This window comes from Microcystis sp. M079S1 (assembly GCF_020246425.1).
Classification (GTDB): domain Bacteria; phylum Cyanobacteriota; class Cyanobacteriia; order Cyanobacteriales; family Microcystaceae; genus Microcystis; species Microcystis aeruginosa.
Genome location: NZ_JADBSZ010000327.1, coordinates 1 through 11,306, shown reverse-complemented (window position 1 = coordinate 11,306; position 11,306 = coordinate 1). Strand labels below are relative to the sequence as shown.

The following is an 11,306-nucleotide window of genomic DNA, read 5'->3' as shown; positions in this document are numbered from 1 at the left end:
GTCAGTCTGTAGAGCGACCATAAGACCAGAACAGAGTAAATCTGTTAAGGCAGGTGCGAAAAATCCTTCGGGAAAGAAGCAGAAACCTAAATCGTGAGGTTTGGGAATCACCGTCCGTTTACGGCGGTGAGGATGTCAACAGGGATTTCTCGGAATTCGCCGGTTTTCAATAAAACAGTAGCCATGGTAAATCGGACTTCTGAATATTCGTCTTGATCGCTATCAAAGCAGTCTTCTACTAATCATACCAAATCCCTTTTTAATAGTGTGATTAACTCTCAAGTTATGAATTGTTTCTCCCCACACCCCACTATCCTATACTTTTTAAACAGGATTTAGTATCAGGGGGTGTCCGCAGCTCTCAATAACTGTCAGCTAACCGCTCAAAATTGCCTTTATTGTTGGGACTTTTTCGGCCACTGCTGACGGCGATAACTGCTATACTGCCCATGAATATTGACCAGATAGGGAACTAGATAAGTCAGTTATAAGGCTGTGCATTATAGCATAACCGTGGTTAATTGTCAATAAAATTGTCCCCACTACTACAGCCACTCTTATCCCGGTGGGGGCAAATTGGGGGGATAATAAAGGTCGAAAATAGCCGATACTCCCTTTCATCGCCTATAAATCGCACTCTATCAAGCGAGTAAAACAAAAAGTCACCATTTTTAACCCGTAGGGAGACTTCCACCAGAGAGCGGGAAAACAGCCTTCCGGAGCTGCGAGACTAAAATCCCAGTGATCATAATCATCGATACGCCACTGCTCTTTATCGCGCCATCCTACCAATTCCCCAAATTTTCTAATCGTTTCCGCGTCTTGGGTTCGCAGGGTGTTAATATCACCCCCGGCGGCAAAATATAACTTCACCTGATTGCTAAAACCGAAATGATCGCCGCTATAATTTTTCCAAAGGCGATCAAGTACCCGAATCACATTAACGGGAAACCGCATCATATCCTCTGGGGTTAAAGTATCGCGGGTTCTGCCGGCAGTTTCGAGGATAACTCGGAGAGTTTCTGCGTCTGCCTCCCTAAAGTTCCCCTCAGCTAGGAATTGCTGTAATTTACCATAGCGCTCGATGTCTGGTACTAACATCTGCCGCGCTTCGATGAGGGCAACCCGTTCGGTTAAAGATTGCAATTGAGCTAAAATATCCTGAAGTTGGGCGTTAATATCTGACATAAATGTAAGGGGGTTTGTTGACTGCAAAAATTACCGATTTATCGGCAAAATAATTATTGATTTACCGCTTCTAATCTTGACTTAACAAAGCGATTCATCCATGCTTCTAGATAGATGCGATTGGCTTTTTGTTCTTTTAAATCTGTGGTAGTTAAAGGGTAAGGTGCTAATCCTTGAATGGCTGCCGTTGTTACACAAAACATCGACTTTTGAAAAGTTTCGCAGATCTGGACTAATAAATCTTCCTCTTGACGAAAACTCTTTTTATAAATGTCGTGCAGATAATCTGGTAAAAAGTGACGCATATCCTGCATTAATAGTGTGGGGGGAATCCCTGCACCTCCGATGGGTAAAGGATCCGCATACAAAGCACCATAGGCAAACATTCCTTGATCGTAGGGAATTTGATAGGCTTGGGCATTATAGGAAATTGTACCGGGGAAAGGTGTTCCGCGAAAGAAAACCGCCTCAACGTAGGGGATTGCCGTATCCGCAAGAAAGGTTAATCCTGCCGATTTGGGGATAAGATCATAGGTTTGTTCTTTGATTTTTACTTGATAGACAATTGGTTTACTAGCATTATCGACTAAATTTTTCTTAATGTGTGCCACCACTTCGGGAATACTGGTAATTTTTCCGGCATCGTAGAGATCGGATAAACTTAAAAAAGTATCGGCCATAATTCGCCAAAATTGACCTAAACCGCTATAGTAGGCCATCATCCGCATTTGTTCTGGCAAAAATTCAGGAAAGGCTTTATTTAAAATTAAAACTAGGGGATTATTCCTAAATTTGGACTGAATAACCTTGGCTGTCACTTCCCGAAAAGCGGCACTATCTACATAACTATCTAAACCACCCCCACCATGCCAAAACATGGCTTTCATACAGTATTCAGCATACTCAAAATTAATGCGATTATGCCACCAGTGTTGTAGTAATTTCTGCCAAGATACTTGACCATTAAAATATTTAAAGAAAGGGAAAAAAACCAAAAACTGATTTTCTGCAATATAAATTAAATTTTTGGAATAAGCATCTAACACCACTCCGTAACTTTTCAGGATACCCACTACCTCGATCAAATTCTGGGGAGTATCTTTTAACAATGCTTCCCCAGCCGTGAGACGATCAATATAGGATGCTAGGGGATGAGAGGAGGACTTGACAGGGATAGTGACCATGCTAGAAGCTTGATAAAATAACTTTCCTCATCTATTTTAACGCATAAAAGCACAACCAATTAGCGGCGGTGGCACGGCGAGTCATGCGGGGATTGAATGCGCCAATTTTATAACCGGTAAACCCCAATTTATCTTTTAATAATTGTTTATTTTCTGGCAAGATCGATCGAGTTAATTTTACTGTTGGAGGACGATTGGCAATAAAATCCGGGGGTTGAGGATATTCACCGCGCCAATCTTCCTCTACTTGACTATTATCCCATTTTCCTTGACTTTCATCGTAGCGATAACCTAAACTTTGCCAGACTAATTTATTAACGGTTTCGTCGTCAATTTCATCGTTAATAATCGCCCAAATTGTCTCTATATTTAATTCTGGTAGTTCCATAGATTAAGTGAATAGCAGATGGGGTGTGGGGTGTGGGGTGTGGGGAAGTGGGGAAGTGGGGAAGTGGGGAAGTGGGGAAGTGGGGAAACTGTCTCATCACCCTATCACCCCAAAACCCTATCACCCTATCACCCTATTTCCTGACGACCGGCTACTGCCTACGGCTAAAATAACTGGTAAACAACATCATTGATCATCGCGCGAGCGCAGCCCATTTTGCCTCCTTCTAACGCCAAAATTATTTTTATTTTAACTATCGGTGTGGTGTCGGTTTCTGCATCGGCAATTTTTATCCGGTTAGCGATCGAAGCGGTAGGTAATGCTACGATCGCATTTAGTTTATTTTTAGCAACTTCTCGTCTGATATTGGCTTCTGTTGTCCTAATTCCGAACTGGTTTACCTTATCACGCCAAAAAGTCCCTGTTCAAGCCTATTATTACGCAGTGGGAGCGGGATTTTGTTTAGCTCTCCATTTTGCTACTTGGATTAGTTCTCTATCTTACACATCGATCGCCGCTTCCACCACTTTAGTCACCACTAATCCCCTCTGGGTTTCTCTGTTGGGTTGGTGGTGGTTTCGAGAAAAACCGAGCAAATTAACTTTTATCGGCATTTTTGTGGCTCTAACGGGGGGATTATTCATTGTTTTAGCCGATCGAGATCTCAGTAGTTCTTATCCTAACCCTTTATTGGGCAATAGCTTGGCTTTAATTGGGGCGATTCTCGTTAGTGGTTATATCCTCCTCGGACGAGAAGCACAAAGAAAGGGCTTAAATATTAAGAATTATATAACTGTAGCCTACACTACCGCAGGATTAGCTTTATTACCTTCTATTTTTTTATTTGGTCAAGGTTACGAAAGCTATCCTCTATCCGTGTATGTTTATGTGTTAATGATGGCGATTTTTCCGCAATTAATCGGTCATACTAGCTTTAACTGGGCTTTGCGATGGATAGCACCGACAATAGTAACCATGGTAATTTTATTAGAGCCAATCGCCGCTAGTCTGTTAGGAGTGTTCATTTTTGGTGAAATACCCCCCCAAGAAGTCATTTATGGCGGATTAATTCTATTAATCGGCGTAGGCATTGCTATTTTAGGCGGATAAGCTTGTTAGTGTATCTAATATTACCGGTTAAGTGTGATCTTGATCGCGGATGGTAATCACAGACAAAGACTAGATTAGTGTACAATGCTAACTGCATGAGAGTTTAGACAATCTGACTCACTTGAGCAATAGGGTTTTCGGGGAATTAATTCCCTGACTAGAGTTAGAAATATCCGATCATTTGCGTACTCTGTAGTTGAGAGCTAAAAAAGCCAGTAGTTTTCAGGAAAAACTGGGGGAGGGTTGAAAAGTGAAATCAAGAGGAAAGGGGATACCGTTAAAACTGCCGTCGTCCGAGTCAGGTTTCTCGATGTTAGAAGTGATAATTGCCATTTTGACTATTACCGCTTTCTTAACAGGAACCTTACAGTTAATGGCAGTGGATGCCTTGTATAAAGTTCGGGCAAAAAGACAAGCTCAAGCTAACTTTTGGATACAAGAAGACTTCGAGGAGATCAAATTTTTAGCTTCGAGTTTAGATGTGAACTCCGATTTTGTCAGTCCAGATGTATGTACAGATATCAATCAGGGTTATGCCACAGCTTTAAGAGAACAACTAACCGCTAATCCCCCCGCCACCAACCCAAAACTAATTGTCGGTAAAAACTATTCTCTCTCTCGAACTTTTCCTGATGATGTCGCAGCCCAGTCCCTTCATCCCCATCGCCTTCGTATAGAGTATGAAGTGAGTTTAGCTGATAGTGAAATCGCCAATGATTACCGCAACCAAGAAAATGTTATTGCCAGAAGTTCTGTCGAGGTGATTCCCGATGCGTCGTTTGAATGTCCATAAAAATCAGGGTTTTACCCTGTTAGAAGTTTTGGTAGCTTTGGCAATTACGGGAATTCTTGCCGCCTTAACCCTACCTAATTTATTAGCTTGGTTGAATAGCAATAAAGTCCAAGAAGCCACCGATTCTATACAATCAGCCCTAAGGGATGCCCAAAGACAAGCTATCCGTCGAGGCAGAATTTGCACGATTAATTTTACTAACGGGATTGGTGATGATCCCACGGTTTACTCGCAAATAACCGCTTTAGATGAGGACTCCAACCCTGACCCAGGTTGTTTAGTGGCGACTAATACTAATGCGGGTTCCCTACGTCTGCCGCAGGAAGTATTTATGGTGGTGGATAATTTTCCAGATGTTCCCCCTGATGGCGACAGTCCGGGGGTACAGTTTTCCTTTCGGGGTCATGTGCCGGGGTTAAATTTTGAGGCGCCAGAAGATCAAGCCATCATCGTATTATATCCCGCTGCCAATGCCACCGCCGCGCCCTATCCCAACCAAGAAAGAAAGTGTATAGTTATCGCTTCTCTGTTAGGAATGGTTAAACAAGGCACTTATAATGGCGATCCTCTAACTGACCTCGATGCCAATAATTGTCAAATCCGTCTCGATGGAACCCAACCACCCTAATCAGCTTCTCAAGGCAACACACTCCACCCCTGTGCAGTTAATCACCCCGTGCAGGATCGCAGAATCCAACCCAGTAAGACTCCGATACCACCAAAGCGGACAATTTGCCAAAAAACCTCCCCCAGCAGTCCGCGACGGATTCCTTCCCAGAATAGACGCTTTAATTCCCCTTCTTTAAGTAAATTGCTTTCTAAAATTACCTCTAATTCTTGAATCTGTTCGCGAATTTGTACCAATTCCTTTTCTAGTTCAGGTAGGGGATTTTCCCGCCATTGGGGTTCTATTTGGCTAAATTGTGCCTCTAGGTCTTTTTTTTGCTGTTCTGCTTCGTTGATCTGTCGATAACGGTCTTTTAGTGATGCGATCGCCGCTTCGACTTCTTCAATCGCTTGGGTAAATTCTGCCGATTCATCGCTAGGGTATGGGTTTTCTTCTAAGGACATGGACTCGATCCGATTGCCTGCGTCTAAACTATAGTTATAGACGATTTTACGGTTTTACGAAACCTTTTGACTATGATTCCATCCCCTGTCTCTTCCTCATCTCAGACTGTTGATGATCTATCTACCCTGGAATTGGCGCGGATTTTGGCGGAACGTTTGGCGATCGCACCGATTGACTGGCATCGTCTGAAAGCCAATCGTAATGCTCGGGCTGCCGAACAATTAGGGACGGCTTTGGTGTTTTTATTAGATAATCAGCCAGAAGAAGCACTTCCTCGGCTACAACAGGCTACAGGCTGGCTTGATCGCTCGATTTCTGCTCCTCCCTGTCCTTCTCACGGTCACGGTCATTAATTAAACCAGCGTTCCTGTTTAATTTGTTTACAAAGTTTCAGTTGGGTTCCTTGTTGATTCCAGTGAACTTGGTCGAAGATTTGATATAACATACACAGTCCTCGGCCATTTTCCGCTTCTTCGGGGGGAAAATTGGGACAATCGCAACTACAGCCATGATGGGGACAACCTGGCGTAAATCCACAACCTTCGTCGGTAATTACCCAAGAATACTCGTCTTTACTGCTGGAAAAGTGAACGACCACGGTTTTGCTGGGATCGAGATGATTGCCGTGTTTAGCGGCATTAACTAAAGCTTCTTGCAATCCTAATCTAATTTCTGGTTCTAATTCTTCGGGAATACTAGCGGTCAATAAATCTAAAATCGGACAAAGATACAAGGTGGAAGCGAAACTCATGGTGTTCCAACTTCGTTTGCTTGTTGGCAGTGAAATAGCAATCACGCACTTTACCTCTAGCTTATATTCAATGACTGTTCTCTTACAGAAAGATTAAGGTCTCTTAACCGTCGATCTAGTTGATTGCCATACCTAATGAGTCATGTTTTATCCCTTTTCTGTCTCTGAGATTGATTAGATATTTTTATGATTGATCTACACACCAATCGAGAATCAAGGCCACTTTGAGCGGGTAATTAATCAAAAAAGTAGTTGACTGGAACGGTCTTTAATATGCTATTATCCTTACCCATTGACTTTTCGACCATAAACGGCTAAAGTGTCGGGTTTTTCCTCCTATTTCATCCTACCATATTCGCTGTTTTTTGTCTAAGAAAAGCGGCGCATTCGACGTGGGGAGTTTGGGGAAAGAAATCAGCTGTTTGCACTTCTAGCAGTTGATAATCGCCTGTTTTACAGAGATATTGCAAGTCTCTGGCTAAAGTTGCACTTTGACAACTGATATAAACAATGCGTTGACTTTGCAGCCGTAACAGACTATCGAGGACAGATCGATCGCAACCTTTGCGGGGCGGATCGAGTAGAATAATGTCGGGTTTAACTGTCAGTTGCGGTAAAGTTTTTTCTACTGCCCCCAAAATAAAAGTTGTGTTGGTAATATTATTTAATTGGGCGTTAATCTTGGCTCGATCGAGGGAAAAGCTATAGGATTCTAGTCCGATCACCTCTTTAACCCGTTTAGCGAGGGGTAAAGTAAAAGTACCGATGCCACAGTAGGCATCAATAAGAATTTCTTCACCTTTAAGGTCTAATTTCTGACAAATAACCGCAAATAAAGCTTCAGCAGCCTCTGTATTAACCTGAAAAAAGGTATCGGCAGCCAATTGATAGGTTAATCCGGCGAACTTTTCGGTAATATAGTCCCTTCCGGCGATAGTTGTGGTCTGAGCGCCAAAAATAGCATTACCTCGCTCGGGGTGATAATTCACGGTTACACCGACTAAATTAGCGTATTTTGCCAGCCATTGCTGCGCCTGTGCCTCAATTCCCTGTAAATTATTATCGGTACTAATCAGGGTTAATAAAATTTCTCCCGTGTGGCGGCCAATTCTTAGGGATAAATGGCGTAATTCTCCTTGATGGGTCTTTTCATCGTAAATTGACCAGCCTTGCTCCTGAATATCCTGTTTTATCTCTGCTAGAAACGGATTTAAAGCCTGATCTTGAATCGGACATTGATTGAGATTAATCAGATGATGGCTGCCGCGACGATAATAACCTGCTTGCACATTGCCGGTGGGGGAAAATCCGAGGGGATAGGTAGCTTTATTGCGATAAGCGAGGGGAGAATTACCGGTGAGGGGAGGATAAACCAAAGGATCGGTAAAACCGCCAATTCTGGTTAATACCTCTTGTACTTGCTCTTTTTTGACCCGAAGCTGAAATTGATCCTCGATGTGTTGCCATTGACAGCCACCACATTTATCGGCGACGATGCAGCGGGGCCGGATACGATGGGGAGAAGCTTGGAGAATAGTTTGTAGTTTGCCGATCGCATGACTTTTTTTGATATAGGTGATGCGAGTTTGAATGCGATCGCCAATGACCGTATCCGGCACAAAAATCACCTGTCCTCGGTATTTTCCCACACCTTCGCCCGTATGGTTGAGGTCGGTAATCTCGATCTCGATTAAATCACCTTGTTGCATAGTTAGGGAAACCAGTTTTCATCCAGGGTTAAGACTGTCGAGCTTTCTGATTCTAACAAAAGGTTTTGACAAAATTACCTTGACTGTGAGTTGTCCTCAGAATCAAGGGATTATTGTTTGAGTATAAATACTCATTGACAAACACATTTGATCTTTGTCACACTACCAGTCGAGATTAGTATATCGATATACCTATTTTTTGTATATTCTTATACTCAAAAACTTGGAACCAACAGTTTTTAGATAAATTACTTTCTCTTGCTAGTGTCATCAATCAAATGTCAACCATAATCAACAATAAAGAAATTCGAGTATTTGGCATTAAAAGAAGTGGTAATCATGCGATTATCAATTGGATTTTTTCCCAGATACCTGGTCAGGTAGTTTTTGCCAATCACTGCTATTTAGCAGGAAAGGAAATTCGTATTTACAAAGGTACAGGAAGAATTGACTGCAAGGGGATTAACTACTGGGATTTTAAGAAAAAATACTTCTTTTTTGAGAGAAATCCTTTCTTTAATAAAGAAATTGTCACTTATTCAAAAAATGATCAACGCTTTAATGGTCAAAAGCTCAAACAACATCCCAAAGAGGCGATAATTGTCAGCTTTGAGGAAAAAGATATTGAAAATTTCAGCGATTTGATGGATCGCTATCATGAGCAGTGGGTAGGCAAAAGTCAAGAGGTTTTTTCTATAGTTATTCTGCGGGATCCTTTCAATGTATTAGCCAGCATTTATCAAAAATGGGGCAAAGAAAACTTAAAAAATATTGCTGTTCTCTGGGAAAAATACGCTCAGGTTTATCTAAGTTACCAAAAAAGTGCTGATCGCTATCGTTTGGGAATCAACTATAATCAATGGTTAACAGATGTCAATTATCGGCAAGCAATTACAGAAAGACTGCAAATTCCTTTTGATGACTCGAAAAAAGAGTTAGTTGCCAATTTTGCTGGTGGTAGTTCCTTTGATGGCTTATCCTATCAACAAGAAGGGCAGAAAATGGATGTTCTTAATCGTTGGCAAACCTTTCGAGAAGATCCCGAATATTATAGTCTTTTTAATAATCCTCAACTGCTGAAATTATCCGAGGAGATTTTTGGTATCATTCCGGGTACTGAGGATTTTATTGCTTCTTTCCAGAAGAACCATTGGAGAAATCTCCCAAATAAATTCCTTTAAAATCCTAGATCGGCTTTGGCAATTTTGGCCGCCGCTAATACTTCCTCATCGGGTAATTCTCGCCAGTCGGTCGCACCTATTTCAGCATAGAATTTTTGATCGTAGGCGCGAGTACGAATTACTACCGGCATAGGGACCGCATGACCTAAAACTAAAGCTTGTTGTTTTGAGTCTAATTTCGCTAAAACTGATCGCAAACTTCCCCCTCCAGAAACTCCAGTAAATATGGCTTCGATGTCCTTTTCATCGTTTAATAAACAGGTGATTCTTGTCCCTACCTGAGACATAACTTCGTTATCAATTCCTGAAGGTCTTTGATCGACAATTAAGAGAGTAACAAAGTATTTTCGCATCTCCCTGGCGATAGTTCCAAAAATAGTTTGATGTACCACAGCAGAATCAAGAAATCGATGAGCTTCTTCAATGGTAATCACTAACTGTTGCGGCCGATCAACGGGGTTTTTAGTTTGTAAAAAATATTCAGCTTTTTTAACATAATTAGCATGAATCCGACGGGTGATCATATTGGTGGCTAACATATAGGAAAGCATATTACTTTGGGAGCCAAATTCAATGACAACGTGCTTACCTGCATCTAAAGCTTGTAAAACCTGATCGATATAATTGTGAGGACAAACACTTCTTAAATATTTCAAACTATCTAGACGCATTAATTTTCTCTGGAGGGACATAATTGATCCCGCATGGCCTTGTTTTTCCGTACAGAAGATTTTAATATCCTCGTTACTCATATTTAATAACTGAGTAATCCAAGATTCTCCATATTCGTTATAGAGAATATTGGCATTATCTAAACTAGCTTCCGAGATGCCTAATTCCCGACCGATTAAACGAATATCCTCGATTTCAATTTGATTATAACTTAAGAATAATTCCTGCGCTCCTCGTACTCCCCGGCGTTTGGTAGAATCGGGATCGAGGGTATAAATTTCCACCTGTCCGGGGAATAATTGACATAATCCTTTCACCGTAGAAACATCCTTCCCCTCTTTCATCGCTTCCCAACCGTATTCCGAGTGCATATCAAACATGAGGTTAACCCCTGCTTGTTTGCGAATAATGCCCGAAATTAGTAATCTGGTTAAAAAGGATTTTCCCGTCCCGGATTTGCCAAAAACACCGTTACTACGTTCCACAAAGCGATCGAGATTAATACATATTGGCACGTCCATGTCAAGGGGTTGACCAATAGCAAAATTCTTTCTGGTGGGATCATCTTCCCAACCGAAAACCATGCGAAAATCCTGCTCACAAGCTTCATAAACTTGGCTAAAATGCGCGGGAATAGTTTTAACTGGCAGTAATTCTAAATCGGCGCTAGTTTGGGGTTGAAAAGAGCCTAAGGAAGTGTCGGAAACTGCCGGGGAATTACCTCCCGTCGGTGTAAACATAAGCATAGGCGATAGTTCAATAGTACCATAAGTACCGCTACCCGCTAAAACATCGCGCATAAAACTATCATCGGGATGGGGAGGATTCGCGATAATTCGGGGACTGGAGTTACCCAGGGAGACATCGGTGAGGAGACAGAAAAAACGCGAGCGAGTGCCTTGCACCACTAAAAATTTACCGACGCGCATATCTTCCACGGAAATATCCGGATAAAGACGGATTTCTAAACCTTCACTCAGGGAACCTTGAATAACCGATCCGAGGGGTTGTTCACTCATGCTAACCTTGATTTGTGGCGATCTATCTCCCTATTCTGTCACTTTTCCGTTAATCGGTGCAAACTCGATCGGGTACAGTCATCAGTGATCAGTAAACAGTAATCAGTGAACTTAAAACTCAAAACTGATAACTGATAACTGATAACTGATAACTGATAACTGATAACTGATAACTGATAACTGATAACTGATAACTGATAACTGATAACTGATAACTGATAACTGATAACTGATAACTG

General features: G+C 41.8%; 14 protein-coding genes. 5 read left to right on the top strand and 9 right to left on the bottom strand.

What is annotated here, in order from left to right:
- Positions 1-395: 395 nt before the first annotated feature.
- Genes IM456_RS21070 through IM456_RS21050 form a run of 5 tightly spaced genes read right to left on the bottom strand, consistent with a single transcriptional unit; the run spans position 396 to position 2,760 of the window.
- Entirely contained in the window at positions 396-464 is a 69-nt protein-coding gene (locus IM456_RS21070) for a hypothetical protein (RefSeq protein WP_269453991.1), read from the bottom strand.
- A complete protein-coding gene (gene nrtS / locus IM456_RS21065; RefSeq protein WP_287705293.1) occupies positions 439-621 on the bottom strand; it encodes a nitrate/nitrite transporter NrtS in 183 nt (60 codons plus the stop codon). The genes IM456_RS21070 and nrtS overlap by 26 nt, the downstream gene beginning before the upstream one ends.
- 3 nt (positions 622-624) lie before the next feature.
- Complete coding sequence (locus tag IM456_RS21060) at positions 625-1,188, bottom strand: GUN4 domain-containing protein (protein WP_149987399.1); 564 nt, start codon at positions 1,186-1,188, stop codon at positions 625-627.
- A gap of 53 nt (positions 1,189-1,241) precedes the next feature.
- Entirely contained in the window at positions 1,242-2,372 is a 1,131-nt protein-coding gene (locus tag IM456_RS21055) for a CO2 hydration protein (RefSeq protein ID WP_149987398.1), read from the bottom strand.
- 31 nt (positions 2,373-2,403) lie between these two features.
- Positions 2,404-2,760, bottom strand: coding sequence for a DUF1823 family protein (locus IM456_RS21050; protein WP_149987397.1), 357 nt, complete (start codon positions 2,758-2,760; stop codon positions 2,404-2,406).
- Between the two features lie 216 nt (positions 2,761-2,976).
- On the opposite strand from IM456_RS21050, the gene IM456_RS21045 reads away from it, so the two are divergent.
- The 3 genes from IM456_RS21045 (at position 2,977) to IM456_RS21035 (ending at position 5,291) form a co-directional block, all read left to right on the top strand.
- The gene (locus IM456_RS21045) at positions 2,977-3,870 is read left to right on the top strand and encodes a DMT family transporter (RefSeq protein ID WP_149987418.1); all 894 of its coding nucleotides are present in this window, start codon (positions 2,977-2,979) and stop codon (positions 3,868-3,870) included.
- Positions 3,871-4,180: 310 nt separating this feature from the next.
- Complete coding sequence (locus IM456_RS21040; RefSeq protein ID WP_149987395.1) at positions 4,181-4,663, top strand: type 4 pilin; 483 nt, start codon at positions 4,181-4,183, stop codon at positions 4,661-4,663.
- The gene (locus IM456_RS21035; RefSeq protein WP_287693014.1) at positions 4,641-5,291 is read left to right on the top strand and encodes a pilus assembly FimT family protein; all 651 of its coding nucleotides are present in this window, start codon (positions 4,641-4,643) and stop codon (positions 5,289-5,291) included. Before IM456_RS21040 ends, IM456_RS21035 begins: the two co-directional genes overlap by 23 nt.
- Before the next feature lie 41 nt (positions 5,292-5,332).
- Here IM456_RS21035 and IM456_RS21030 read toward each other — a convergent pair whose 3' ends face one another.
- Positions 5,333-5,734 carry a sll0565 family protein gene (locus tag IM456_RS21030; RefSeq protein ID WP_008199395.1) on the bottom strand — a complete coding sequence of 134 codons (402 nt, stop codon included), beginning with the start codon at positions 5,732-5,734 and terminating at the stop codon, positions 5,333-5,335.
- 72 nt (positions 5,735-5,806) lie between these two features.
- Between IM456_RS21030 and IM456_RS21025 the strand changes: the two genes are divergently transcribed.
- Positions 5,807-6,088, top strand: coding sequence for a DUF6439 family protein (locus tag IM456_RS21025; RefSeq protein WP_002735085.1), 282 nt, complete (start codon positions 5,807-5,809; stop codon positions 6,086-6,088).
- Here IM456_RS21025 and IM456_RS21020 read toward each other — a convergent pair.
- Both IM456_RS21020 and rlmD read right to left on the bottom strand, forming a co-directional pair.
- Complete coding sequence (locus IM456_RS21020; protein WP_002763681.1) at positions 6,085-6,486, bottom strand: ATP-binding protein; 402 nt, start codon at positions 6,484-6,486, stop codon at positions 6,085-6,087. The genes IM456_RS21025 and IM456_RS21020 overlap by 4 nt on opposite strands.
- A 341-nt stretch (positions 6,487-6,827) precedes the next feature.
- Positions 6,828-8,195, bottom strand: a complete 1,368-nt coding sequence (gene rlmD / locus IM456_RS21015; protein WP_287693015.1) for a 23S rRNA (uracil(1939)-C(5))-methyltransferase RlmD — start codon at positions 8,193-8,195, stop codon at positions 6,828-6,830.
- A 278-nt stretch (positions 8,196-8,473) separates the two neighbouring features.
- Here rlmD and IM456_RS21010 point away from each other — a divergent pair, with 278 nt between their 5' ends.
- Positions 8,474-9,376, top strand: coding sequence for a hypothetical protein (locus IM456_RS21010; protein ID WP_002763688.1), 903 nt, complete (start codon positions 8,474-8,476; stop codon positions 9,374-9,376).
- Here IM456_RS21010 and IM456_RS21005 read toward each other — a convergent pair.
- Positions 9,373-11,067: a helicase HerA domain-containing protein gene (locus tag IM456_RS21005; RefSeq protein WP_149986381.1), complete on the bottom strand. Its 1,695-nt coding sequence runs from the start codon at positions 11,065-11,067 to the stop codon at positions 9,373-9,375. The two genes, IM456_RS21010 and IM456_RS21005, sit on opposite strands and share 4 nt — an antisense overlap.
- Positions 11,068-11,306 lie beyond the last annotated feature (239 nt).